Origin of the sequence: Methylophaga sp., assembly GCF_048266885.1 — a bacterium.
GTDB lineage: Bacteria > Pseudomonadota > Gammaproteobacteria > Nitrosococcales > Methylophagaceae > Methylophaga.
This window is the reverse complement of the sequence record NZ_JBLWYR010000015.1, coordinates 61119-84853: the sequence shown is the minus strand read 5'-3', so window position 1 is coordinate 84853 and position 23735 is coordinate 61119. Positions and strand designations below refer to the sequence as shown.

At 44.2% G+C, this 23735-nt stretch carries 22 protein-coding genes; 11 read left to right on the top strand and 11 right to left on the bottom strand.

Annotated features, from left to right (window positions below):
- The 3 genes from ACN0V2_RS09055 to rapA form a co-directional block, all read right to left on the bottom strand.
- Positions 1-1199 (bottom strand): efflux RND transporter permease subunit (locus ACN0V2_RS09055; protein WP_417550488.1); only part of this gene is annotated, 1199 nt, incomplete at its 3' end.
- A complete protein-coding gene (locus tag ACN0V2_RS09050; protein ID WP_417550487.1) occupies positions 1192-2424 on the bottom strand; it encodes an efflux RND transporter periplasmic adaptor subunit in 1233 nt (410 codons plus the stop codon). The genes ACN0V2_RS09055 and ACN0V2_RS09050, both read right to left, overlap by 8 nt.
- Before the next feature lie 40 nt (positions 2425-2464).
- Positions 2465-5323, bottom strand: a complete 2859-nt coding sequence (gene rapA / locus ACN0V2_RS09045) for an RNA polymerase-associated protein RapA (protein WP_417550486.1) — start codon at positions 5321-5323, stop codon at positions 2465-2467.
- Positions 5324-5435: 112 nt separating this feature from the next.
- Here rapA and ACN0V2_RS09040 point away from each other — a divergent pair, with 112 nt between their 5' ends.
- Entirely contained in the window at positions 5436-6011 is a 576-nt protein-coding gene (locus ACN0V2_RS09040; RefSeq protein ID WP_417550485.1) for a YigZ family protein, read from the top strand.
- On the opposite strand, the gene ACN0V2_RS09035 is transcribed toward ACN0V2_RS09040, so the two are convergent.
- The 7 genes from ACN0V2_RS09035 to ACN0V2_RS09005 form a co-directional block, all read right to left on the bottom strand.
- Positions 6004-6648: a class I SAM-dependent methyltransferase gene (locus ACN0V2_RS09035; protein ID WP_417550483.1), complete on the bottom strand. Its 645-nt coding sequence runs from the start codon at positions 6646-6648 to the stop codon at positions 6004-6006. The two genes, ACN0V2_RS09040 and ACN0V2_RS09035, sit on opposite strands and share 8 nt — an antisense overlap.
- Entirely contained in the window at positions 6645-7367 is a 723-nt protein-coding gene (locus ACN0V2_RS09030) for a DUF445 domain-containing protein (protein WP_417550482.1), read from the bottom strand. Before ACN0V2_RS09030 ends, ACN0V2_RS09035 begins: the two co-directional genes overlap by 4 nt.
- A gap of 16 nt (positions 7368-7383) precedes the next feature.
- Entirely contained in the window at positions 7384-7668 is a 285-nt protein-coding gene (locus ACN0V2_RS09025; RefSeq protein WP_417550481.1) for a hypothetical protein, read from the bottom strand.
- A gap of 20 nt (positions 7669-7688) precedes the next feature.
- Positions 7689-8981, bottom strand: a complete 1293-nt coding sequence (locus tag ACN0V2_RS09020; protein WP_417550480.1) for a M18 family aminopeptidase — start codon at positions 8979-8981, stop codon at positions 7689-7691.
- Between the two features lie 78 nt (positions 8982-9059).
- Positions 9060-9548 carry a hypothetical protein gene (locus ACN0V2_RS09015; protein ID WP_417550479.1) on the bottom strand — a complete coding sequence of 163 codons (489 nt, stop codon included), beginning with the start codon at positions 9546-9548 and terminating at the stop codon, positions 9060-9062.
- A 7-nt stretch (positions 9549-9555) separates the two neighbouring features.
- Positions 9556-9981: a hypothetical protein gene (locus ACN0V2_RS09010; RefSeq protein WP_417550478.1), complete on the bottom strand. Its 426-nt coding sequence runs from the start codon at positions 9979-9981 to the stop codon at positions 9556-9558.
- A complete protein-coding gene (locus ACN0V2_RS09005; RefSeq protein ID WP_417550477.1) occupies positions 9971-10444 on the bottom strand; it encodes a YcgN family cysteine cluster protein in 474 nt (157 codons plus the stop codon). Before ACN0V2_RS09005 ends, ACN0V2_RS09010 begins: the two co-directional genes overlap by 11 nt.
- Between ACN0V2_RS09005 and ACN0V2_RS09000 the strand changes: the two genes are divergently transcribed.
- The 3 genes from ACN0V2_RS09000 (at position 10443) to ACN0V2_RS08990 (ending at position 13885) form a co-directional block, all read left to right on the top strand.
- Entirely contained in the window at positions 10443-10922 is a 480-nt protein-coding gene (locus ACN0V2_RS09000) for a DUF6231 family protein (protein ID WP_417550476.1), read from the top strand. The two genes, ACN0V2_RS09005 and ACN0V2_RS09000, sit on opposite strands and share 2 nt — an antisense overlap.
- Before the next feature lie 126 nt (positions 10923-11048).
- Entirely contained in the window at positions 11049-13130 is a 2082-nt protein-coding gene (gene ppk1 / locus ACN0V2_RS08995; RefSeq protein WP_417550475.1) for a polyphosphate kinase 1, read from the top strand.
- A gap of 2 nt (positions 13131-13132) precedes the next feature.
- A complete protein-coding gene (locus tag ACN0V2_RS08990) occupies positions 13133-13885 on the top strand; it encodes a ParA family protein (RefSeq protein ID WP_417550474.1) in 753 nt (250 codons plus the stop codon).
- Here the strand turns inward: ACN0V2_RS08990 and rlmKL are convergent.
- A complete protein-coding gene (gene rlmKL / locus ACN0V2_RS08985) occupies positions 13877-16111 on the bottom strand; it encodes a bifunctional 23S rRNA (guanine(2069)-N(7))-methyltransferase RlmK/23S rRNA (guanine(2445)-N(2))-methyltransferase RlmL (RefSeq protein WP_417550473.1) in 2235 nt (744 codons plus the stop codon). The two genes, ACN0V2_RS08990 and rlmKL, sit on opposite strands and share 9 nt — an antisense overlap.
- Before the next feature lie 49 nt (positions 16112-16160).
- Here rlmKL and yhbY point away from each other — a divergent pair, with 49 nt between their 5' ends.
- From yhbY to ACN0V2_RS08950, 7 genes are all read left to right on the top strand, one after another.
- Positions 16161-16454, top strand: coding sequence for a ribosome assembly RNA-binding protein YhbY (gene yhbY / locus ACN0V2_RS08980; RefSeq protein WP_417550472.1), 294 nt, complete (start codon positions 16161-16163; stop codon positions 16452-16454).
- A 30-nt stretch (positions 16455-16484) separates the two neighbouring features.
- Entirely contained in the window at positions 16485-17078 is a 594-nt protein-coding gene (locus ACN0V2_RS08975; RefSeq protein ID WP_417550471.1) for a nitroreductase family protein, read from the top strand.
- Positions 17079-17110: 32 nt separating this feature from the next.
- Positions 17111-17575, top strand: a complete 465-nt coding sequence (locus ACN0V2_RS08970; protein WP_417550470.1) for a pentapeptide repeat-containing protein — start codon at positions 17111-17113, stop codon at positions 17573-17575.
- A gap of 193 nt (positions 17576-17768) precedes the next feature.
- Positions 17769-18740 (top strand): DUF481 domain-containing protein, encoded by a 972-nt coding sequence (locus ACN0V2_RS08965; protein WP_417550469.1) that lies wholly within the window; start codon positions 17769-17771, stop codon positions 18738-18740.
- 92 nt (positions 18741-18832) lie between these two features.
- The gene (gene hrpA / locus ACN0V2_RS08960; protein WP_417550468.1) at positions 18833-22720 is read left to right on the top strand and encodes an ATP-dependent RNA helicase HrpA; all 3888 of its coding nucleotides are present in this window, start codon (positions 18833-18835) and stop codon (positions 22718-22720) included.
- Positions 22721-22977: 257 nt separating this feature from the next.
- Positions 22978-23373, top strand: coding sequence for a c-type cytochrome (locus ACN0V2_RS08955; protein ID WP_417550467.1), 396 nt, complete (start codon positions 22978-22980; stop codon positions 23371-23373).
- A 70-nt stretch (positions 23374-23443) separates the two neighbouring features.
- Positions 23444-23734 carry a PepSY domain-containing protein gene (locus tag ACN0V2_RS08950; RefSeq protein WP_417550466.1) on the top strand — a complete coding sequence of 97 codons (291 nt, stop codon included), beginning with the start codon at positions 23444-23446 and terminating at the stop codon, positions 23732-23734.
- The last annotated feature ends 1 nt before the right edge of the window (position 23735 follow it).

The window sequence follows — 23735 nt, the reverse complement described above, 5'->3', positions numbered from 1 at the left end:
ATAATACCCAATGCCATAATCAGACCAAACAGACTGATCATATTAATGCTGCCGCCCAGTGCGTATAACACCGCGATTGCCGCCATAAACGAAACCGGAATACCGACTGCTACCCAGAATGCGACTCGGCCATGAAGGAACAGGAACAGAATGCCCAATACCAGCAACAAACCACCCAGACCATTTTTTAATAGCAAATTGATACGTTCTTTTATCAGTTGCCAGCTGGCGTCATATACTTTTAGCTCAACACCTTCAGGAAAACTGCCCGCTTTTTCATCCAGCCACTTTTCGAGTACCCGTGCACTTTCCAACGAATCGGCATTTTCGGTGCGTTGCAACTCTAACTCAATAGCCGGTTGGCCTTGATAAAACAGGCTCATCTGTTTGCGTAAAGGTCGTCGTTCAATCGTTGCCACATCTTCTAATTTGACAAGGCCATTAGCAAAATCGGACTGTAAAGCAAATTCGGCAAAGGCCTGCACATCACGTCCCTGATCCAAACTACGGATCTGCCTGGTACTTTCATCATTGCCAATTTCACCGGCAGGTAAATCCTGGCTCAATTGGGCAATGCGATTAGCGACTTGATCCAGGTCCAGCCCCAGCGCTTCTAATTTGGTTTTATCTAGCTGAATGGCGATTTCTTCTAACGGCAGTCCGCTGATATTGATCCGTGAAATGCCACGATCCAAAAGTTCATGTTCAATATCATGAGCAAGGTGTCTTAATGACGCTAAGTCGCCGGTCTCACTGGTGATTAGAATACGTGCAACACTTTCATAATTGGTGACCAATGTCACCTCGGGCTCTTCACTATCGGTGGGTAAATTACGGATCTGAGCGATACGGTCCTTGACCTGATCCAATGCCTGACCCATATCACTTTTTTCGATAAATTCGAGCGTGACCAGTGACATTCCGTACGATGAGGTTGAAGTCATCTTTTTTACGTAATCTACACTGCGAAGTTCCTGTTCCACTTGCCGGGTAATCGATTCAGCCACGTCCTCAGCACTGGCGCCACGCCATTCAATACTGACAGTGATAATATCCAACGCGAAGGTAGGGAAAAACTGAGTGTTAATACGGCTTAATGACAGAAGACCGGCGAGGATCATCACCATCATTAATAGATTGGCAGCGACTCGATGTTGAGCAAAGATGCCAATAAAGTCGCGTTTCACCGTATTATTCATCTTTAACAGTTACAGCTAAACCATTGATAGCATTAGGTAGTTGAGTAGTAATTATCTGGTCGCCTTGTTGCAACGCTGCACTTTGAATCAGCAAACGACTTTTACCATCTTGATCAGAATAATCACCGATTTTAGTGACTTGCACTGCTTCAAGCTGATTATTACGAACCCGATACACCCGATCCAACCCATACAAAGCACTGTAAGGAATGGCGACCGTATTCTGTCTAACCGGCAAGCTAAGCGTTGCACTGACAAATTGTCCCGCTGCCAATGGTCCGGGTTCACCTTGCAAGCGGAACAATCCGTCACGACCTGCGACATTGGCATTCACTTCACCACTGAGTCGCTGTAATTCAAATTCATATTGCTGACCGGAAATATCGGCGGTGGCGGTCAATCGCTGTGTATCAAGCACAGAAAAAATATCTGCCAGATAGCGCTGTGGAATGGAGGCACGTAACTCAAGTTGCTGCATATCATAAAGCGTCATTAACGCATCGCCGATTTGCACCCGATCGCCCTTAGCAATTTGCCGATTGGTTATTCTTCCAGAAAACGGGGCTTCGATAACAGTACGGCTGAGATCAAGTTCAGCACGATCCAGCTGTGCCTGAGCCTGTTGGCGGTTGGCTTGAAGCTGGGCAATTCGAATAGGATGATCCTGAATATCAAACTGCCTTTGTTTAAGCTCCAAGCTTTGTTGCTCTTGTAATGAGACGGATTCATCCAATAAAGCCTGTGATGACAACTTGCTTTGTTGTAACTTTTCTGCCCGGTTTACTGCGGCTCTGGCTAAGTCCACTAGTTGCTGTTGGGTGCCTAACAGGGCTTCATTGCGTTTCAGTTGGGATGCTTCTGCATCAATCTGCGCGTCAATTAACGCCAGTTCAGCAGCGGCCTGTTGTACTGCCAATTCAGCTTCACGAGGATCCAGTTCAATAAGCACGTCGCCCTGTTCGACATATTCGCCATCGAACACATAAACCTCAGCAACGTCGGCGGTCACCGCAGCACGCAAATTAGCCATTTGCGGCGCTTCAAGGCGTCCATATAACGTTAATGTTGGTGATAATGCAGCAAAAACAATCTGCTGAGTATCCACCAATACACCTTGTACCGGACGTTCCTGAACTGGAGCCTGGGGACGAGTACTGATCAACGTAGTGAATATTACGATGGCCAATGCCACAACAAGCAAAGGAGGTAACAAACGTTTAATCAAAACCCTACTCCGTAAAATTTTCATTGGTGACTTTGGCAGATCACTCCGCTTCTGTCACGATGATTAAGCGCAACGCATCCAATTTCAATTCGGCCTGTTGCAAATACTGTTTTAACTGTTGCTGTTGTGACTGCATCGCTTCAATTTCTGCCGGTTTGATATGGGTGTTTTTTTCAGCAAGATGCTGCAGCCGATGCAACTCATGATCGGTCAGCTCGGTCATTTTATCGATCGCTTGTTCGATCAATTGTTTTTGATGTTTTTTTGCCATTTTTTTACTGACATCAATTAAATCATCAATTCGAGATCTGGCCACCTGCACCATCTGTTGGGCGGTATGTTTTGGAATTCGTCCGGCAAGTTGATTCATTTCCTGTTCAGGCAACTGTTCTTCTAAACGGCGGCCTTTCTCGTCTATGACGACCCGTAGATATGATTCAGGTATAAACCGAGTGATATTGAAGTGTTTAGGGGCTGGGCAATGCATTACAAATGCCACTTCCATTAACAGACTTCCGGCCGGCACCAGATTACTTTTTAACTGACAAAATGCGGTATTGCCCAGATCTGAACTGATCACAGCATCCATTGCCGATAACACTAACGGATGTTCCCAGCTCAAAAAGGCCATATCTTCACGTGATAACGCTCTGGCGCGTTGATAAGTGGCCGTTAAACCATCTTCTGGAAGGTCAATTTCATCACTGCGCAGCTCATCACCACGTTGCAAAATTATGCTGTCAGCGCTATGAGCTTGTTGCTCCACACCGTATGCATCAAAGAAATCATCCATAAAAGCTGCCAGTTCCAATGGGCTGCTGGCATCATCCACCTGCATCAATATCTCTTTTGCGGCTAATTCATCATAGGAATTTAATGTTAATAATCGATCTCGACCCTGGCTGAGATTTTCACGCAGTTGCTGCTCTGACTTTTGTGTGTCTTTAAGCAATTTGGCAAAGGCTTTTTTGTCGGCAGGTTTGTGCAGACACTTTTCTAACGCTTCAGCAAATTGTTCACGCAGAGCCGACCCAGTCTTACATACGGATTCAAAAGCATTTAAACCTTGCTGGTACCAATCCAATAATAATTCTTGTGCGGTATCTTGATAAAACGGCAAGACGATATTGACGGTATTACGTTGGCCGATACGATCCAATCGACCAATACGTTGTTCCAACAGATCCGGGTTCAGCGGCAAATCAAATAACACTAAATACGAACAGAACTGAAAGTTACGGCCTTCACTGCCAATTTCTGAGCAGATCAGGATTTGTGCCCCCTCTTCATCATCGGCGAAAAATGCGGCGGCTCGATCACGGTTAATCAGGGTCATCTGTTCATGGAACACGGTGCTACGCACACCATGTAGCAGCCGCAGGTGCAATTCCAGCTGCTGAGCGGTTTCGGCATTGGCGGTAATTAATAAGGTTTTTTCTCCGCGATGTTGTTTTAACCAATCAACCAGCCAATCTACTCGCGGATCCAGTTCTAGCCAGTTTTCGCCTAATAGCGTTTCGGGTTGTACTAACTGAGTAAGTTCGCTATTGCTGTCGGGCAAAAATTGCTCTGGAAATTCCAGAGGATAGGTTGTTAGCTTCCGCTCTGGGAAGCCTTTAACCGTGTCGCGCGTATTACGGAATAAAATTCGTCCAGTGCCAAATTGATCGAGGAATTGTTGTTTGGCTTGTTCGCGTGATGCTTCAAATTCATCCTCAGAACCGAGCGCTTTTAGCAGCGTTTTATCCAAATAGTCTGCTAAATCCTTTTTTAAGCTTTTGTTAGCAGCAAATTCACTGGCGGATTCAACTGCCATCAATTGATCTAGCAATAGACTTATCTGCTGATATTTCTGCTGTTCCTGCCGAAACTGGACTAAATCATAATAGCGATCCGGATCCAGCAACCGCAAACGAGCAAAATGACTATCCATACCCAATTGTTCTGGTGTAGCAGTTAACAATAGGACTGAGGCAATTTGCGCGGCCAATTTTTCAACCAGTTGATATCCCTCACTGCTCTGATCGACATGCCACTGCAGATGATGGGCTTCATCAACCACCAACATATCCCAGCTCGCCTGCAATACATCTGTTTGCATTTCTGGATGATTTTCTAGCGTCTGTAAATCAGTTAAGACTAATTGCGCGCTATCAAATGCATTGTCTTCGTCTAATTCAACCAGCGCTTCATAACGCTCAGCATCAATCACCGTAAAGGCCAAATTAAAACGTCGCAGCATTTCAACCAACCATTGATGCACCAGTGCTGAGGGAACGATCACTAACACACGACTGGCACGACCCTGCATAATTTGCTGATGCATAATCAAGCCGGCTTCAATGGTTTTTCCCAACCCCACTTCATCGGCCAGCAATACACGGGTAGAAATACGATTAGCCATTTGTGAGGCAATGTAAAACTGATGCGGCAAACATTGCACCCGTGCGCCTAACAGTCCAAATACCGGTGATTGATGTAAACGATGGAAATACTGATGGGTTCTAAGACGTAATTGAAACTGACGGTTTTTGTCTATTTGTCCGGCAAATAAACGATCAGTGGCCTGACTGAATTGCACAAAGCTATCCAGATCCATTTCATGGATGCTGACAGCTTCACCGTCAGCGGTTTCTCCTTGATAGATCACACAGCCATTTAAAGGATGTTTTTCGCTAACAGTAAAAACTTGTCCGTTACGCGTTTTTATCTGTTCGCCCAGCGGATAATCCACCCGACTCAACGGTGCATTATTGGCGGCATAACTGCGCTGTTCTTCTGCGGCCGGAAAGGAAATTTCAATTCGTCTTCCGGTGACTTCGGTGATGATGCCAAGACCTAACTCGGCCTCGCTGTTGCTGACCCAACGTTGGCCAACTGCAAAACTTAATTCTGACAAACTGTGTTACCTGATTAATTGATGATGAATGAGACATTGCTCGGCTAAGCATCAAGAGCAAACGATGGCGATATGGTAAATTGTCAGGCTGTATTTTCCTATAGTAAATAAGATGTCCAGCCAGTTTTTTATACTTCGCTCACCGTCAACTAGCGAATACGAAATAAAAAAATCACGGTTTATTGGCGTTGCCATGCCCTGTGATAGTGAACAGTCGGCGTTAAAACAGCTACGGCAATTAGCCGCTCAGCATGCTTCTGCCAATCATTTGGCTTTTGCTTGGCGGATCCGCGTACCAGAAGGCTTTATCACCGAACGATTTTTTGATGCGGGCGAACCTTCAGGTACTGCTGGTCGACCGATTCTGGCACCGTTGCAGGGTGAAGAGCTGATTAATAGCGTAGTTGCGGTAGTTCGTTATTTCGGTGGTATAAAATTAGGCACAGGTGGTCTGACCCGAGCTTATGGAAATGCCGCTAAACTAGCCATAGATGCAGCAGAGAAACTGCCGTGGGTTGAAATGGCGCAACTCAAGCTGCAGATTGATTACAGCCAATTACAGATGCTGGAATATCAGCTTAAACAAATCCATGGGCGAATTGTGGATCAGCAATTTACCGATACGGTTACCGTGCTTATCGAATTACCCGCAAAGCATCTTGCCGCTATTCGCGAACAATTCAGTTAATAAAAGTAATTAATCGTTGATTAGCTTCAACTGACCTAAAGCCAAATTGTTTCTGAATGAAATGCAAACTATCGTGATGATAGAAAAACACATGGGTTATATCGTTTTTATAATGCCATTTGGCAAAATCGATAGTTTCATCAAACAGTTGTGTCATACAAAACAATTTTCCACCCGATTTTAATAACGATTTAAGCCGGGCAAATTCAACCGCTGGTTGATGAAAATGTTCCATGACTTCACAGCAGATAATAAAATCATATTGCTGGGATAACACGCTGTTATCCGGATGAAAAACCGGATCGTAAAGCTTCGTTTGATAGCCGTTTTCCGTGAGAATTTCACTGATAACCGGCCCTGGGCCTGCGCCAAAATCCAGACCAATTTTATCTGTCGGTATTTGGCTTAGGATGGCCTCAGTGATTGGCGATACAAACTGCTGATATCGAGGATCATCAACATCATTTTCATGGGTTAGGTACAGCGCTATTTCACTTTCACGATCTGGCAGATGCTGTTTATCCATCTGCACTGAATGACATTCATCGCATTGCCAGTAGTCGCGACCGCGCCAGTGTTGATAAAAAACGACTGGCGCAGCACATAAGCGGCAATTATTCTCAGTCCAAATGTTCACAACGGTAAAAAGCTGGTCAGCAATCCTATCAAACCACCAAAAACACCACCCCAGACAACCAACCAGCCCAGATGCTGACGGATCAAATCCTGAATCATTTGTTTGACCATTTGCGGAGTAAGTTCATCCAGTCGACTATGTACGATGGCGTAAATCTGCCGATATAAATCATCACTAACCGGCCCAGTACTGAGTTTTTCTCGCAGGTGCTGCTGAAAATGCTCGCTATGAGCAATATCATTGAGTGATTGTTGCATCTTGCGAACAAAAGGTTCTTTTAAGGGTTTAAGCGCCTTGGCACCACCCACCATAGATAACATGCTGCCAAAAGAGGATTCCATAATGGTGGCGACCAGATTATCAAACACCGGATCCAGGTCAGTTTGATCAATGATCTCGGATAAATCGAGCTGATTTTCGCGTTTATCATCCAGCATTTCACTGACAAAACGATCCAGACTCTGATGATTGAAAAACTGCTCCATTACCAGTTTTTCAATCGCCGTGCGAAACTCGGTAAAGCGCGCAGTAATAACACCCGAACCATATAATCCCGGCACTTTTTCAAACAGCATATGAATCGCCAGCCAATTGGTTATACCGCCGGCTAAGGCAAACATTCCTGTGGCTAATACGGGTTCACGCCAGGGTGAATCAAGCAATAAACCTACGCCAACCACGACGGCGGCGCAGAGATTAGTCAATAAACTCTTATTCATAGGCTGCTTTTTCTAGTTAATCTTTGGTCCATTGGGTTAACGCTTCAATGATTTGTTGCGCCTGATCACGACTTGAAATATTGAATTTTGAACGTTGGCCATACTCGCCATTGCGTTTTTGATAGCGACGAATTGTATATTTGTCCGGACCAAATTCACCAGTTTTACGATCCAGATCCTGATAACGGAACATCACCGTTGCCCAAGCGCCTTTGGTCAGCACAACTTTATCCAACTCTTTAACTGTGGTGACATCACCTTCTTGATAGGTAACCGTTAACTCATCAACTGTTTCTGACATAAGCTATATATTCCTTTGATTTAATTAAAAAATTGTTTAAGCGCGCTGTATAAATACCAAGTATCTCGGCTGCCAGCGAGCTCGCGAATTGAATGCATGGCAAAGGTCGGCACACCAATATCCAACGTTTTTACGCCTATGCTGCTGGCGGTTATTGGACCAATGGTACTGCCACAAGCCATATCGGTACGAACCACGAAATCCTGAAGCGGTACTTCGGCCAGTTCGCAAATCTGTCGAAACCGGGCACTGGTTTCGCTATTAGTGGCATAACGCTGATTGACGTTGCTTTTGATGACCGGGCCTTTATTCAAAATCGGACCATGTTGTGCATCATGACGATCAGCATAATTTGGATGGATACCGTGTGCATTATCAGCGGAAATCAATAATGACTGTTGAATCATGCGTTGAAAGCTTTCATTGTCTTGTGCCAGTCGCTGCAGCACTGAAGGCAGAAATGTACCCTGCGCGCCACTGGTCGACACACTACCGACTTCTTCGTGATCGGTACACACCAACAAAGTCGCTTTGTCTTTTGAGCCAGCTAGTAATGCCTGCAAACCAATATAGCAGCTGAGTAAATTATCCAACCGAGCGGCACTGATAAAATCTTCATTAAGACCGACTAAAGCAGCGGGTTGGGTATCATAAAAGCAGATTTCATAATCCAGCACTTTACCGACAACCTGATCACCATGTTCTGCTCTCAGTTGTTGTTCCAGTAACGCGCGAAAATCCGGTTTATCACCCTCTTCGGTTTGCAACACTATTGGCGGTAAATGCAGCTGCGGATTGATACTGCGATTTTGATTAACTTCCCGATCCAGATGAATCGCCAAACTGGGAATAATCGCCACCGGTTTATTAAAATTAATTAGTGTGTGACGTAATTGATTATCAGCATCCACATAACTGACACGCCCAGCCATTGATAAATCACGATCAAACCACGGGTTTAATAAAGCGCCACCGTAAACTTCAACTCCCAGCTGCCAGAATGAATGTTTCACTGTGCCAGGTTGTGGTTTGACTTTTAAACACGGGCTATCGGTATGTGCCCCGACCATTTGAAATCCTGCTTCGGCGATAGCTTGTTCAGGCAGATTAAAAGCAATTATGGATGAGTCGTTGCGGGTCACAAAATAACAACCTGCCGCTAGCTTTCCCCAACTGTCTTTTTCATCAAGCGATTGATAACCGGCGGCGATTAACGCCGATTGCATATTCGCTACCGCATGATATGGCGTAGGTGATGCATCAATAAAATCAAGTAAACCTCGATTGAGATTTTGGGGAGATAGGCTGCTCATGATGAATTCCGGAGTCTGTAACGTGGCGATATGTTAACGATTTTGGCGCAGTCAATGTGACAAATTCGTGGGATAAATTCAATCTTCAATGACCTGACCGCGATAGATGCGTTTACTTTTGCTTTTTTTCGGCGCTGTATCAGCTGATGATTCAACAATAGGTTTGACTGTTTTTGGTCGTGTTTGCACAGGATCTTGATCAATGATGAGATGACCGCGATACATTCGTGGGGTTTTCGCTGCAGTATTGGTTACTTCAGTTTCTGCAGCCTGCTGACGTCTTAAACCCAAGGCAGCAAAGATATCTGACTGATCTTCAATATTCGCCCGCTCACTTAATGGCATTCTCAGTGTACTGTTAAAGCTGGTGCGTTCAATCAATAATCTGGGTAATAAATTGGCAACAGCTATGCCTTTGACCGAACCAAACGCCATCGCTTCAATACGACCCTGTTCAAAAATAATATGGCAGGCTTTGTTATCAGCTGTTGTTAAAAATAAGGTGCCACTTTTTTGCTCGTTGCACAGTGTCAGTAATCTGTTCAGAATTTCCGTTGTCTCAAGCATAAGTCCCTCATTCTATATCGTTCTCTTTTTTAGAACGAATGATGCGCCGAGCATTGCCACCGTGAAGACGGCAGCGATCTGCGAGTGCACCTAGTGACCAGGCTTCTGGCTGGCGTATCGCAACTGATCTTTTGCACTTTTTGCCTCCTGGCAAGCGTGCACCGCATGGCGGACGATAACGTTTAATTTTTTCCCAGCCTTCCAGCATTTGGGTAGCTTTGCGAATAACTTTAACTTCACGGGGCGACAAACTGTTTTGATCAACCGGACGCGTTTTTTCGTCAGTTTGACGCCACCAATAACGTACTACCGGCAGTGGCAGACCAAAACGACGAGCAAGATCATCAGGTTTTCGGTAAATTTCCATCTCAAGCAGCGTCAATGCTGCTTGTTCTAGGCGGGCGGTGAATTCGCGGCTTTCTTCAGGCGTCATGCGGGTAAACGGGTGGCTGCAACGCAATAACCTCTTCAGTTAAATCAATATCATCTGATTCGCTAATAGCCACATTACGAACAGATATACCTGCATCAATTACAGATTGGGGATCACCGGTAATCAAGGGATGCCATTCGGGTAAAGATTCGCCTTCAGCAAGAAGACGATAGGCGCAGGTATCGGGCAACCAATCAAAAAAGTGTGCCTGCTCGACACTGAGTTGAATACAGTCCGGCACCGTCTTTTGACGATTAGCATAATCTTTACAGCGACAAGTTGAAATATCCAGTAATTCACATGCCACCCGGGTGTAATACATACGGCCATCGGCATCATCTTCGAGTTTGTGCAGACAGCAACGTCCACAGCCATCACAAAGGCTTTCCCACTCGGTATGTGTCATCTGTCCCAGACGTTTGTGTTTCCAGAACTCGGTAGATGTTTTATGCTGGTCAGTCATGAATCAATCAGTTTTATTGTCTTCGCTGCTCAGTACACTGATACAGCAATTTGAACCGCAATCTGTATTGGTTGCGGGAGAGTCGGCCAAGCTATGCCTGAACGAATGCCAAGATACCAGATCACAGGCACTGACAACACCATTTGAACAATCCCAATTGCAGCAAATTCACAGTGTAGATCTGGCGGTAATCAGTGATTTGACGGAAACCTTGCCGTTACAAGCAGGACAACAATGGTTGGGTTATTTACGCAATTTACATGCGCCGCATATCATTCTTATTGCCGATCCTGCGCAAGCGCAAAAGCAAGGTTGGCAGTTCAGTGATTATCTCGCGATGGGACTCCATCACATAGCGGGTACCCGCGATGGATTACAGGTTTTCAGTTATGCCATTGAAAATTATCAGCCGAAACGCGACTGGCTCAACAGTCGTTTTTGGGCAAATCCAGAAAACTATGACAAATATCGCTGGTAAGCTGTCATCAGATTGTCATCAAATCGCTTTAGTTTGCTGTGGGGTAAACGAAATCGTACTGTCACTCGTAAACCACGCTGAATATAAACATCATTAACCCTAAATCAAGTCACCAAAATGGAAAACATGGAAACACAAATTGATCTGAATAGCTCCGAGCTTTATCTAAATCGTGAGCTGAGTTTGTTGGAGTTCAATTGGCGCGTATTACAGCAAGCACTTGACCCTAGTGTGCCGTTATTGGAAAGACTGAATTATTTATGTATTTCCAGCACTAATCTGGATGAATTTTTTGAAGTACGCGTGGCAGGCTTAATTCAACAAATCGAGATTGGTGATCCTTACCTAGAAGCTGATCAAATTAGCGCTCAGGAGGCTTTGAGATTGATCAGTGCCCGTGCGCATGAGTTAGTCGATGAGCAATATTCAGTGCTGAATAATGAGTTGTTACCATTATTAGAGCAAGAAGGCATTAAGGTCTTGCCTAGACCTATGTGGACGACAGAGCACAGTGTTTGGCTTGAGCAATATTTTCGCGATGAAATCCAGCCTATCCTCAGCCCAATCGGGTTAGATTCGTCTCATCCCTTCCCTCGTCTACTCAACAAGAGCTTAAATTTCATTGTCTCCATGGATGGCAAAGATGCGTTTGGCCGTAATATTGGTTTTGCCATTTTACAGGCGCCGCGAGCATTACCCCGGGTGATTCAATTACCTGCAGAATTGTGTGAAGCTGGCCAATATCACTTTGTGTTTTTGTCGTCGATAATTCACGCATTTGCTGATGATTTGTTTTTTGGTATGAAAATCAAAGGCTGTTATCAATTTAGAGTGACGCGTAATAGCGATCTGGCTATCGATACTGAAGAAACTAGTGACTTGCTGGCCACCATCGCTGATGAATTGACTCATCGTAATTATGGTGACGAAGTACGGCTTGAGATTGCTCATAACTGTCCTGAAGAAATGGTTAATTTCTTACGTGACCAATGTGCAATGCAGCAGGAAAACGTGTATTTGGTCAACGGACCAGTAAATTTAAGCCGTCTGCAAGCATTGCACTCTATCGTCGAACGTTCTGATCTGAAGTTCAAACCATTTACCCAAGGACGTCCCAACGGGTTAACGTCTGATGCCGATATCTTTGGTTTGTTAAAGCAAAAAGATGTGTTGTTGCATCATCCTTATCAATCATTCACTCCTGTCATTGACCTCATCAAACAGGCTGCGGCTGATTCCAGTGTGCTGGCTATAAAACAAACTTTGTATCGTACTGGGGCTATTTCCCCGATTGTTGATGCACTGGTTGCCGCGGCGCATGCCGGTAAAGAAGTTACAGTAGTTATTGAGCTTCGAGCGCGTTTTGATGAAGAAGCCAACGTCGCCTTAGCCTCCAAGTTACAACAGGCAGGCGCCCATGTTGTATACGGCATTGTGGGTTATAAAACCCATGCCAAAATGCTGCTCATTCTGCGTCGTGAAAACAATAAATTACGTCGTTACGTGCATTTGGGAACCGGTAACTATCATCGTAATACTTCACGTATTTATACCGATTACGGTTTGCTGACTTCGGACAAGCAAATAGGCGAAGACGTTAATAATTTATTTATTCAACTGACCAGCCTTGGCAAAATCCCCAAAATGCACAAATTAATGCATGCACCATTCAATCTACACCAGGGCTTGTTGGATAAAATTGATCGGGAAATTGCTCACGCAGAAGCTGGTAAACCTGCCCATATCATCATTAAGGTCAACGCTGTAGTTGAACCGGAAATGATTCATGCGTTATACCGAGCATCAATTGCCGGCGTTAAAGTCGATTTGATTGTGCGTGGTATTTGTACCCTAAAACCAGGTGTTGCAGGCGTTTCGGAAAATATTCAGGTACGTGGCATCATTGGTCGATTTTTAGAACATACCCGAGTATTTTATTTTGAAAATGGGGGTGAAGTTGAAGTTTGGGCAGGCAGTGCTGACTTAATGAAACGTAACTTGTTACGCCGTGTTGAAACCTGCTTCCCAATTGAATCTAAACGTCTGCAGAAGCGTATTATTGACGATTTGAATCTGTACCTCGCCGATAATACTCAGGCATGGATTTTATCCGCCGATGGTCGTTATCATCGAGCTGAACGCAATGAAGGTGATGAAATGATTAGCGCACAGAATGCCCTTCTGGAAGAATTAGCGAAACTCAATTAATCATGCAGATCATTGCATTTTTTAATTTAAAAGGTGGCGTGGGCAAAACCACCTCAGCGGTTAATATTGCCTGGCAGGCAGCCAATGAAGGAATCCCTACATTACTTTGGGATTTAGATCCGCAAGGTGCTGCCAGCTGGTTATTGCAACGCAAAAGTAAGTCTAAAGCGGAAGCAAAAAAACTGTTGTCAGGCAAAACGCCAATTGGTGAATTAGTTAAAAATACCGACTATCCATCACTGGATATCATTCCAGCCGATTTTTCATTTCGCCAAATGGATTTGGATCTCGCAAAAGCGGGAGATAATAAAAATCAACTGGCCAAATTATTAGCGCCGTTTGGTGAAAGCTATTCGTTGATAGTGCTCGACTGTCCGCCCAGTTTTTCTGAATTAACTGAACAGATGTTTGCTGCAGCAGATGCGATTTATGTGCCGATTATCCCAAGTCATTTATCTATGCGAACATTTGAACAGACACGCGACTTTTTTAAAGAAAATAATCTTAAACCGAAACGGCTTCATGCATTTTTCACCATGGCGGATCGACGTCGTAGTCTGCATCGGGTGATGCTGGCTCATCCGCCCAAGATGCTAAAACATGGCTTACAAACGGCTATTCCCTATGCCGCTGTGGTAGAAAAAATGGGTGAAGTCAGAGCCCCTTTAGCTGCCTTTGCTGCAAATTCATCCGTCAATAAAGCCTATGCAGCTTTGTGGCAGGAAATTAAAGACACGCTCGATACATCAAGCTGATTTTTGTATTTTCCAGCAATAATGAATTTTTGAATTTCGTTCAAAATCAATTGGCAAGGTTGTTTTGCTAATGTCTTTTATCACTAACCCTTTTAATGCTGATGTATCCAGTTTGAAATCACGACGGTTGGTTGAGAAGAATATTTCACCGCCAGGATTTAACATTCTGGCAACTTTGTACAGCATGTCGATATAGTCGCGTTGAATATCAAAAACCCCTTCCATTTTATTGGAATTGGAAAAGGTCGGCGGATCGACAAAAATCAAATCAAAACGCAGTTCCTGAGTGGCTGGCTCGTTTAACCAAGCTAATACGTCTGCACGAATAAACTGATGCTGTTCACCAACAAAGTTATTCAACTGCATATTATCTTTGGCCCAACCCAGGTAGGTGTTGGACATATCAACCGTGGTAGTGGATTTTGCTCCGCCTGCAGCGGCATATACCGTTGCACTGCCAGTGTAGGCAAACAGATTTAAAAACGCCTTGCCTCTACTGGTTTCAGCCAACATTTGTCGGGTGATTCGATGATCCAAAAATAAGCCAGTATCTAAGTAATCCGTCAGATTAATCCAGAAACGCAGATCATTTTCCCGTACTTCAAAGCGCTGGCGTAAAGCGGCCTGTGATTCATACTGATTGGAGCCTCGTTGTTTCTGACGTAATTTCAACGCGACTTTATCGTTACTCATTCCCAATACCGCCGGAATGATGTGCATCACTTCATCCAGACGTTCACTGGCTTTTAACGGATCAATATCGGCTGGCGGGGCGTATTCCTGCACATGTACATAATCGCCATAGATATCAATGGCCACAGCATAATCCGGTAAATCGGCATCATAAACACGATAACAATCCAGTTGATTTTTGCGTGCCCATTTCGCCAGATGGCGAACGTTCTTTTTCAATCGATTAGCAAACATTTCAGCTTGAGCAGACAAATTCTCCACTGCTGTGGTATTGGCAACCGGTTTTGGTTTGGTTTTTGGGGTTTTATCCCAGGGTGATGGAGAAGCTGACATTTCCTGCTGTACCGGTTTGGCATCACGACGCAATGGCTTAGGCGCACGATATGACAACACTTCACAGGCAATTGGCCCGTTATCAAACGGTTTACTGTCAAACATTGTCAAACCGGTGAACTTACCCAGCTGAGCATTATCGGTAATAATAGTGGTCCGCCATGCTGGTAATGAATGATTCACTAAATCGCCGAGCGCTTCGTATAAATCATGTAAAGAAGCGGTATCACCTATACGCTGTCCATAAGGCGGATTCGAGACTAATAATCCGACTTCTGGCAAAGTTTGTGCGACGGTAGCCCAGTTTTGCAAGTCCCGATGAGTGACCTGAATGCGGTCACTGAGGCCTGCTGCTTCAATATTAGCCTGGGCCGCAGTCACGGAGGTTTTATCCTGATCGCCACCCATGATCATCGGCAAACGTGCCAGACCGCTTAAACGTCGTCTTTCGGCATCGGCCTTTAATTGTTGCCAAGCTGCTTTATCGTGCTGTTTCCAATAAAGAAAACCAAAATAATCACGCTGCAAACCGGGTGCAATGTCCGCAGCCATCAACGCTGCTTCAATCAGAAACGTACCACTACCACACATTGGATCCAGTAATGCCCAACCTTCTCGGGCAAGCTTTGGCCATTCAGCCGAAAGTAATATGGCTGCTGCCAAATGTTCTTTTATCGGCGCATTGGTTTGACTTACGCGATAGCCACGTTTGTGCAGACTTTCACCGGACAAATCTAAACTGACAATCGCCTGGTTATGTTTGAGATAGACGTTGACCCGCAGATCCGGTTGATGCAAATCGACTGATGGTCTGGTACCAAACAAATCGCGTAACCGATCTACGATGGCATCTTTGACTTTCTGCGCGCCAAATTGTGTGTGATGAATTTTTGAACGGAAACTATTGAAATCAATTGCCAAGGTTGTGTCTTCAGCATCAATGTGCTCTTCCCAGGCCAGTTCTTTAATACCGTTATAAAGCTGATCGGTAGTTTCGGCGGTGAAATGTGCGATTGGCATTAAGACCCTCACCGCAACCCGCGACCACAAACACACTTGATAGGCTTCTTTGAGACTGCCGATAAAACGGATGCTACCCGCCTCAGTTTTGTATTGTTTAATACCGATTTGTTTGAGTTCTTCTTCGAGCAGCGGCAACATGCCACGTGCTGCGGTAACGGTGAACTTATGTTTAGTCATGAAACTATCCTGATATAATCACGGCATTTTAATACAGGTAGCTCTCCTCATGGCAGTCAATGATAAACAACGTCGATATCTGAAAGGATTGGCCCATCCGTTAAAACCCGTTGTAATGATAGGTAACGCGGGTCTTACTGAAAACGTAATGATTGAAATTGAAAACGCCCTGGCGTTTCATGAGCTGATTAAAGTGCGAGTCAGCGGACAAGAAAGGGCTGATCGCAAGCAGATGCTTGATGAAATTGCCGAAAAAACCAAAGCGGATCTAGTGATGGTCATTGGGCATATTGGCGGTTTTTATCGTCCGGCAGAAAAACCGCGTATTGAATTACCTCGTTAATTAAATCATTTAGCTAACCAGGACGACCAAATGATTCAAAAACCCGCTGAAACAGAACAAAAGCTCACTTCTGTCATTGCAGAACGTTGGAGTGGTAAAGCGTATGACCCTTCACAGGTTGTTCAGGACGACATAATAACAGCGCTTTGTGAAGCCGCTTTATGGGCCCCCTCCTGTTACGGCGAAGCCCCATGGCGTTATGTTATTTGTAATAAATTCAAAGATGAAACAGCCTGGCTACAGACTCTAGATTGTTTAGCTCCAGGTAATCAAAGCTGGGCGGTTAATGCGCCTTTATTAATTGTGACCTGTTCGTTGCCTACGTTCACCCACAATGACAGTGAAAATCGCTGGAACGGTTACGATACTGGTGCAGCCAGTCTTAATCTGTGTCTACAAGCGACTTCAGCAGGTCTAATGTCGCATCAAATGGGCGGCTTCGACGCTGATAAATTACGTGAAGCTTTATCCATTCCAGCAACTGTAAACTTATGGTCGGTAATTGCTATTGGCTACCCTGCCCCACTCGATACTATAAGTGCTGAAGAGTTAGAACGGGAACTAAAAGCAAGACAACGGCGTCCTTTAAACCAACAATTTTTTGAAAATCGCTGGAACGATTAACACTTAAATTCAATGAAGTTGAGGGAAGCACAATGAAATCAATGGTGATTATCACAGCCCTAAGTTTATGTAGTACTGCGGCCTATGCTTACGATAAAGTTTATTTGAAACGGCTGCTTGAACAAAATCAATGCCACCATTGCAATTTAAGTGAAGCTCCATTGGCAGATCATGATTTAGAAGGTGCAGACATGAGTGAAGCCAACCTCCAAGGTATCATCCTCACCAATGCAAATGCTAAAGGCGCCTGGTTTACCCATTCGCGGATGCAAGGTGCACAGCTTGAAGGGGCCGATCTTAGTAAATCATTAATGGATTACACACAATTAAACGATGCTAATCTGAAAAACGCTACGCTGGATGGTGCGCATTTAATTTTTTCCGACATGACTGGTGCAGACCTAACAGGTGCATCAATGAAAGGCGTTCATGACAGAGGGATTAAATTCTGTAACACAACGATGCCCGATGGGAATATTAACAACGACGGTTGTTAAGCTCGGGTCGCTTTATTCCGACTTTATCTATCGAAAATGATTCTCTACCAGTGGTAACGATACGAGATAAAAACCTGTTGGCTAATACTTCCCGAAATTTAGAGAAAAATTCCCGGTAAATTATCACTGACATTCGACTCAGTAATCGCTAGTATATGGCTGTAAAATTCAGCCATAGGAACATATTTTGTTTTTGAAAAAAATCGTATTCATCTGTTTGTTGGCCCCTGTCCTTTCCCATGCTGCTCCTGTTACGTTAATTCTCACCAACGGTGATCGCCTACAAGGCGATTTGTTAGAGCGCAATCAAGAAACGCTCTCTATCAAGCATCAACTCCTTGGTGAGATGATTATTAAGACCAATACCGTTTCGGAAATTAAAACGGATTATGAAGCGTTGGCTCAGCAGACGCCTTCTGAAGGTGAAAATACTATTCAACCCGCCCCAGAATCCGCCGAAATTGCTCAGGTTGAGCCGGAAGATAATGGCCTATTAGGTACCGGTTGGTTAACCGATTGGGAAAGGCGTTTTGATTTAGGTTTAGCAGGTAGCCGCGGAAAATCGCATAACAGCCAAGTCAATGTAGCTTTTAATGCTGATCTAGCCACAGAAAAAACCCGTATTAATAGTCGAACTGGTTACTTTTATGCCAAATCAGAAGAAGAAACTTCTGATAATAGCTTTTTTACCTCAATTAACCGTGACTGGTTACAACCCGAGACTCCTTGGTTTCGTTTTGCCGGTGGCCGGTTTGAGATCGATAGATTTAAAGATTATGACTATCGTGTAAATGCCAACGGCGGTTTTGGTTATGAGTTTGCAAACACGGATGACTTTTTATTCGTTGGCCGTTCAGGTGTGGGTTTTAATAAAACGTTTGGCGGAGAACGCCAGGAATTCACCCCTGAGGGTTTATTAGGTCTTGAATCACGCTGGCGCATAAATGACGCGCAGCGCCTTGCCTTAGCCAATACGTTTTACCCAAGCTTTGATTCATTTGATGCGTATCGTAACGTGACATCTTTCGATTGGATACTTGATTTAGATGAGCGTGCTGGCGTAGCGTTAAAAGTCGGCATGACCAATGAGTACGATTCTGAAACCGAAGAAGAGATCAGTAAAAACGATTTCAAATATACTTTGTCGCTTTCATGGAGTCTTTAAGGTCCATTAATCTCTCATAGCCGTTTGCATAATTGCTTTGAAGATATAAAACCTTAAGGCGAGTTAGATGCGTCCAAGTAAATTGAATATCAGTGAACAACCAACAGCAACAACTTGAAGCACAATTAAAAAATACGATGATTGCCGACCAGCACAAACTGCGTCGGCGATTTTCGCAGCTGCAAAAAAAATCCGCTACAGAACAAGAATGGCTGAACTTACAACAGCAAATTGAACGTTCTCACCAACGTTATCAACAACGTTTGGAAAACCTTCCCAAGCCCACATTAGATGCCAATCTACCGGTCATTGAGCGTCGTGATGATATTTCCAAAGCTATCCAACAACATCAGGTAATTATCCTGTGTGGTGAAACCGGCTCGGGAAAAACCACTCAATTGCCACAGATTTGTTTAGATCTGGGGCGTGGTATTGGTGGCATGATTGGACATACTCAACCAAGAAGGATTGCGGCACGCACTGTCGCTACTCGTATTGCTGAAGAACTTAAATCAGAAATTGGCGAAGTGGTTGGTTATAAAGTGCGTTTCCATGATCAAGTAAAAGCCGATAAAAGTTACATCAAATTAATGACTGACGGTATTTTGCTGGCTGAAACACAAAATGATCCGTTTCTCAGTCAATATGACACGCTGATTATTGATGAAGCCCACGAACGCAGTCTGAATATCGACTTTTTACTGGGCTATCTCAAACAACTGCTGCCAAAACGCCCTGATCTGAAACTGATCATCACCTCGGCGACTATTGATACCACAAGGTTCTCCGAACATTTTGATAAAGCGCCGGTATTAGAAGTTAGTGGTCGTACCTATCCGGTAGAAATTCGCTATCGACCATTATTGAGCCGTGATGACGACAGTGAAGATTTAGATTTTATTGATGGCATTGTTCAGGCGGTCGATGAATTATGTCGGGTCGGACCGGGAGATGTTTTAATTTTTCTGTCTGGCGAACGTGATATCCGTGATGTATCAGAAGCCCTGCGTAAACATCATCCACCCAATACCGAAATTCTGCCGTTATTTGCTCGGCAATCGGCCAGCGAACAAAATCGGGTATTTAAAACCGGCGGACCGCGACGGATTATTCTGGCAACCAATGTCGCTGAGACCTCGTTAACGGTTCCAGGCATACGTTATGTGGTCGATCCCGGTCTAGCCCGCATCAGCCGATACAGTGTACGTAACAAAGTACAACGGTTACCCATTGAGAAAATTTCGCAATCTAGTGCCAATCAACGTTCCGGGCGGTGTGGACGGGTTGCTGCCGGGGTTTGTATTCGTTTGTATGACGAAGAAGATTTTGCTGCCAGACCCGCATTTACTGACCCTGAAATTCTACGGACCAATCTGGCTTCAGTTATTTTGCAAATGACTGCATTAAAACTCGGCGATCCAGCAAAGTTTCCGTTTATTAATCCACCACCACCGAAGATGATTAATGATGGCTATCGATTGTTGGAAGAACTTAATGCAGTAGATGGCAAACGGCAAATCACCGAAATCGGTCGCCAACTGGCTAAATTACCCATTGACCCACGTATTGCCCGGATGATTCTGGCGGCAAATGATCAAAACAGCTTAAATGAAGTGCTGGTGATTGCCAGTGCCTTGAGCATTCAGGATCCGCGTGAAAGGCCGATGGATAAACAACAAGCTGCAGATGAAGCGCACAGTAAATATAAAGATGAACGCTCGGATTTTTTAGCCTTTATCAAACTGTGGGATCTGTACCACGACCGGCAAAAGCACTTAAGTCAAAACAAGTTTCGCAAATACTGCAAAGAAAACTTTTTGTCCTATCTGCGATTACGTGAATGGCATGACATCTATCAGCAGTTGCATGTGCAAACCACGCAGATGAATTTTAAGCCGAATCAACAACCGGCAGATTATCAATCCATTCACCAAGCATTACTCAGTGGGCTTCTTAGTAATGTAGCGATGAAAGCCGATCAGCACAGCTATGCAGGTACCCGTAATCTGAAACTGAAAATTTTTCCGGGTTCGGCACTGCATAAAAAAGGTCCGAAATGGATCATTGCCGCAGAACTGGTCGAAACCGGTCAACTTTATGCGCGGATTGTCGCCAAAATAGAACCCGAATGGATAGAGCCAATTGCCGAAGATTTGGTTAAACGCCAGTACAGCGATCCGCACTGGGAAAAAAAACCGGCACAAGTCGTCGCCTTTGAAAGTGTCAACCTCTATGGTTTGCCAATTGTTAATCGTCGCAAGATTCATTATGGCCCGTTGGATCGCCCTACTTCCAACGAAATCTTTATTCGTGAAGCCTTGGTCAATGGCGAATTCAACTGCCAGGCCAAATTTTTCAAACATAATCGTCAGCTGGTTAATGAAATAGAATTACTCGAACAAAAATCACGTCGCCGCGATGTGTTGGTTGATGAAGATACTTTGTATGCGTTTTATCAGCAACGCATTCCCGGCGATATTATCAATGGCCAGGGGTTCGAAAAATGGCGCAAACAGGCTGAGAAAAACGATCCGCAATGCCTGTTTTTGAGTCGTGAAATTCTGATGCAACACAATGCTGATCAGGTCACCGTCGATAGTTATCCAGATCAGTTGCTAGTGAATCGTGTGCCACTGCCACTGGAATATCATTTTGAACCCGGCAAACAACATGACGGTATTACCCAAACCATTCCGTTGTCTCTACTTAATCAAAGCGATCCAGAACGTTACGAATGGTTAGTGCCGGGTTTATTACGTGACAAGGTGATTTTTCTTTTAAAAAGCCTACCAAAATCCCTACGCCGACATTTTATTCCAGTTCCTGATTATGCTGATCGTTGCCTTAAAGCGCTCACGCCATATGAAGGCGCATTATTACCAACATTAAGCGAACAACTGCGCAAAATGACTGGCGTGGAAATCAAACCTAATGAATGGCGTTTGGAAGATCTGCCTTTGTATTTGAAAATGAATTTCAAACTGGTTGATGAACAAGGAGAGTTGCTGGCTGAGAGTCGAGATTTAAATCAGTTAAAACAGGATTGGTCTAAAGAAGCAGCAGCTAGTTTCCGCCAGTTACCTGATTCAGAATATGAAAAATCTGAGATGACCGGTTGGGAATTTGACAGTTTTCCTGAACAGATTGTGATGCAGCAAAATGGGCTAGAAATGACGGCCTATCCTGCTCTGGTCGATCGTGGAGAGCATGTTGATCTCACGCTAATGGATACGCTGCAACAAGCAAAAATGTTTTCGGCTATCGGGCTAAGAAGACTGTTTATGTTGGCCGAGAAAGATAAAGTTAAATATCTACAAAAAAATCTGCCCGATATCCAAAAGATGTGTCTGCATTATGCCAATGTGCCGGCTGCACCATTTGAAGAGAAAAAAACTCAGCAAATTACTCCCTGCGAACAGCTGAAACAGGATTTGATTGCGGTGGCCTTTGATCGGTGTTTTTTGAAAGATCAGGATTGGCCGCGTGACAAACAACAATTTGAACAACGCCTGCAACAACGCAGCAGTGAACTCATCAATATAGCCAATCAACTTGCCAGACTGATCGCTGAGCCATTAAGTGAATATCATGCCATCGCCAAACGTCTATCTGGAAATATTCCATTGGCAGCAATGCATGCCGTTAAAGATATCCGCGAACAATTAGCTTATTTGCTGTATCAGGGATTTGTGCATCACACCCCCGATGAAGCATTTCAGCGTTTGCCGGCATATTTTCGTGCCATAGGCGCACGTCTAGATAAACTCAAAACCGATCCGACCAAAGATCGTCAACGCCAAATGGAAGTTCAAGCCTATTGGCAACGATATCTGAATAATATCAACCGCGCCGATAATGAAGCGATGCAGCAATATCGCTGGATGATTGAGGAATTTCGTATTTCGGTATTTGCTCAGGAAATCGGCACCGCCTACCCCGTTTCAGCCAAACGTCTCGATAAGCAATGGGCAGAATGTTAGAAGTTTGACGCAAAAATAATCCGTCATTCAGTCGCAGTTCAGTTACGCATTGTTACCCTGACTTAAACTTCAATAGGTGGAGTAAGTCATGAGTAGAAACAAAGCTAACGTAAATCGTATCCACCATAAAGTTTCTCCTAAACTTTTTATCACAATGTCCATTGACGGAGATAGTCTCTTCAACAGCTGACTGGGCTCAAAATGATGTCATGTTAAGCTCACCAAACCCTACTCATTAAAATGGTCAATAAGCAGCTATGTATTTACGTCTAACTGGATTCATATTTCTTTGTTGTACCACCCTTTGGTTTGGCTCAGCTCAGGCTCAAACTCCATATACTGTCACCGATGGCAATAAATTGGATGCTCAAACCTATCGAGGCTATTTACTCTATCGAAATTGGTGTGCTCGGTGCCACGGTACTTTTGCACAAGGACTAGCCGGGCCAAATTTAGCCAAAAGCCTCAACCAATCTTCCAAAGACGAATTTATGCAAGTGCTGTTTAAAGGTCAAAAAGGTCGTAATGATCTCACTCACGGTTTTCAAGATAATCAACAAGTCATCAATGGTCGTGAACAACTCTATAACTATTTACGAGCCCGAGCTGACAATGCAATTGGTCCAGTCCAACCTCAACAGGGTCCAAAATAATGCATTCACCCACTGCTTTGAGTTTGCTATTATCCTTTTATAACAAGCATACAAAAATTAAGGTTATTACATGAAATTTTCCTGGTATCTATTTCTTATGATGCTGACTGCACCTTTATCGGGTTATACCGATCACTTACCGCCAGAAGCGGAAGCTGGAACCAGTATTAATGACATTGCTCTGCCTCTAACCAAAAAAACTGCCGCAGAATTAGCACAAGTTGAAACCGGTGGACGGGTTTTATCAGTAGATCAGGAACAATATCAAAATCATACGATTTTCCGCGTCAAAGTTTTACATCAAGATGGTAAGCTGAAAACTTACCGACTGGATCGGGATACCGGATACCAAATGCAATAAC

What these genes read in the sequence shown, in the direction of transcription:
- ACN0V2_RS09040 (WP_417550485.1), top strand. Translation starts at nt 5,436, where the DNA reads ATGTCCAGCCAGTTTTTTATACTTCGCTCACCGTCAACTAGCGAATAC.
- ACN0V2_RS09030 (WP_417550482.1), bottom strand. Translation starts at nt 7,367, where the DNA reads ATGAATAAGAGTTTATTGACTAATCTCTGCGCCGCCGTCGTGGTTGGC.
- ACN0V2_RS09025 (WP_417550481.1), bottom strand. Translation starts at nt 7,668, where the DNA reads ATGTCAGAAACAGTTGATGAGTTAACGGTTACCTATCAAGAAGGTGAT.
- ACN0V2_RS09020 (WP_417550480.1), bottom strand. Translation starts at nt 8,981, where the DNA reads ATGAGCAGCCTATCTCCCCAAAATCTCAATCGAGGTTTACTTGATTTT.
- ACN0V2_RS09015 (WP_417550479.1), bottom strand. Translation starts at nt 9,548, where the DNA reads ATGCTTGAGACAACGGAAATTCTGAACAGATTACTGACACTGTGCAAC.
- ACN0V2_RS09010 (WP_417550478.1), bottom strand. Translation starts at nt 9,981, where the DNA reads ATGACGCCTGAAGAAAGCCGCGAATTCACCGCCCGCCTAGAACAAGCA.
- ACN0V2_RS09000 (WP_417550476.1), top strand. Translation starts at nt 10,443, where the DNA reads ATGAATCAATCAGTTTTATTGTCTTCGCTGCTCAGTACACTGATACAG.
- ACN0V2_RS09005 (WP_417550477.1), bottom strand. Translation starts at nt 10,444, where the DNA reads ATGACTGACCAGCATAAAACATCTACCGAGTTCTGGAAACACAAACGT.
- ppk1 (WP_417550475.1), top strand. Translation starts at nt 11,049, where the DNA reads ATGGAAACACAAATTGATCTGAATAGCTCCGAGCTTTATCTAAATCGT.
- ACN0V2_RS08990 (WP_417550474.1), top strand. Translation starts at nt 13,133, where the DNA reads ATGCAGATCATTGCATTTTTTAATTTAAAAGGTGGCGTGGGCAAAACC.
- rlmKL (WP_417550473.1), bottom strand. Translation starts at nt 16,111, where the DNA reads ATGACTAAACATAAGTTCACCGTTACCGCAGCACGTGGCATGTTGCCG.
- yhbY (WP_417550472.1), top strand. Translation starts at nt 16,161, where the DNA reads ATGGCAGTCAATGATAAACAACGTCGATATCTGAAAGGATTGGCCCAT.
- ACN0V2_RS08975 (WP_417550471.1), top strand. Translation starts at nt 16,485, where the DNA reads ATGATTCAAAAACCCGCTGAAACAGAACAAAAGCTCACTTCTGTCATT.
- ACN0V2_RS08970 (WP_417550470.1), top strand. Translation starts at nt 17,111, where the DNA reads ATGAAATCAATGGTGATTATCACAGCCCTAAGTTTATGTAGTACTGCG.
- ACN0V2_RS08955 (WP_417550467.1), top strand. Translation starts at nt 22,978, where the DNA reads ATGTATTTACGTCTAACTGGATTCATATTTCTTTGTTGTACCACCCTT.
- ACN0V2_RS08950 (WP_417550466.1), top strand. Translation starts at nt 23,444, where the DNA reads ATGAAATTTTCCTGGTATCTATTTCTTATGATGCTGACTGCACCTTTA.